We start from the raw sequence: 1,846 nt of genomic DNA on the forward strand, positions 1-1,846 counted from the left end.
ACCGGAGAACCACCCTTCGGGAACCCCCCAGGAGGAAGGCGCCTTCAGACAGCCGGACCGAACCAGCGCTCCAACGCCTGAGCCAAACCCTCCCCCGACCCCCGCGGCGACGACACCCACGCCACATAACCATCCGGACGCACCAACACCCCCGGCGGCAAAACCCCCCCACCAACCCCAGCAACAACGCCAGGAACAGGAGCAGCCCCGGCAGCAGCACCGGCGCCGGCAGCGGGAGCGGCGTCAGGAGCAGCCCCGGCAGCAGCACCGGCGCCGGCAGCGGGAGCGGCGTCAGGAGCAGCCCCGGCAGCAGCACCGGCGCCGGCAGCGGGAGCAGCCCCGGCGTCGGGGGCGGGGGTGTCGCCGGGGTCGGCGACCACGCACTCCACCCGGCCCGCCCACCCGGCCGCCTCAGCCGCCAGCGCGGCACCCTCACCCCCGAGCAGCAGCACCCCCCGCCCCGCACGCAGCAACTCGAAACGGCTGGTCTTGCTCCCCGCCACCACCAGCTCCCCGTCCGGCAGCCGCCGCCCCAGCAGCGGATGATCCCCGCCACCGACCTCATGCCGGATGTCCAGACCCGTCACCATCCCCACCAGATGCCGCTGCACCTCAGGGAACCGCGTCAGCTCCGTGAACACCTCACGCAGCGGAGCGATGTCCTCACCACCCAGATAAAGCGACCGCTGCGCCAGCGTGTTCGCCAAAATCCGCGCCCCCACCGGATGCCGCTCACTGTGATACGTATCCAGCAGACTCTCCGGCGCCTGCCCCGACACCACCAGACCCAGCTTCCACCCCAGATTCACCGCGTCCTGCACACCCGCACTCATACCCTGCGCACCGATCGGCAAATGCACATGCGCCGCATCCCCCGCAACAAACACCCGCCCCCGCCGATACACCTCCGCCTGACGCGACACATCCGTCGTCGACGACACCCACAACGGCGTCGCCCCACTGATATCCACCCCCGACAAACGCCCGAAAGCCTCCGCCACCTCATCAAAAGAAATCGGATCCGCACTCCTGCGCAACGGCTCCGCAGCATCAAAATAGATAACCCGGCTCCGATCCGGCCCCAACGGCAGAACCATCACCATCCCACCCGGAACCCGCTCACCACTGAAACGCGGCTCCAACCGCACACCCGCCACATCCGCAAACCGCAACTCCACCACCGGATCAGAACCCGGAAAACCGATCCCCGCACACCCACGCACCACCGAACGCGCCCCATCACACCCCACCACATAACCCGCCCGCACCACCCGCTCACCACCACCATCCACATCCCGCAAACTCACCACCACACCCCCCTCCCCCTCATCCACCACACCCACCACCTCCACACCCCGCTCCACCGACACACCCAACTCCCCCACCCACCCCGCCAACATCCCCTCCGTCACCGACTGAGGCACCCCCCGCGCCCCGAACGAACCACCCTCCACCACCCGATAATCCAACGACACCCCACCAAAATGACCCACAGGAATCACCCCCACACCCCCCAACCGCCCCAACAACCCCCGCATCCCGAACTCCTCCACCGTCCGCGCTGAAAAACCCAACGCCCGCGACTCCCCCACCGCCACCCGCAACCGCTCCACCACACCCACCGAAACCCCCGCCAAACCCAACTCCCCCGCCAACATCAACCCCGACGGACCACCCCCCACCACCAACACACCCACATCCACACCCGACACAGAACCCACACCCGACACAGAACCCACACCCGAACCCGAAACCACCACAACCAACACCCCAAACCCCAACACAAACCCCGACAACAACACCCCCCACCCTCCCCAAAACCCCCCACCCCCAACAACCAACCCCC

At 68.1% G+C, this 1,846-nt stretch carries 1 protein-coding gene; it reads right to left on the reverse strand.

Annotation, left to right across the window (positions count from 1 at the left end; translation table 11 throughout):
• Positions 1-44: 44 nt before the first annotated feature.
• Positions 45-1,658 carry an FAD-dependent monooxygenase gene (locus H299_RS0123670; protein WP_051262783.1) on the reverse strand — a complete coding sequence of 538 codons (1,614 nt, stop codon included), beginning with the start codon at positions 1,656-1,658 and terminating at the stop codon, positions 45-47.
• Between the last annotated feature and the right edge of the window lie 188 nt (positions 1,659-1,846).

This window comes from Streptomyces sp. CNH287 (assembly GCF_000424825.1).

Excerpts from the sequence above, each read along its gene's own strand:
- H299_RS0123670 (WP_051262783.1), bottom strand. The coding sequence starts at position 1,658 with ATGTTGGCGGGGGAGTTGGGTTTGGCGGGGGTTTCGGTGGGTGTGGTG.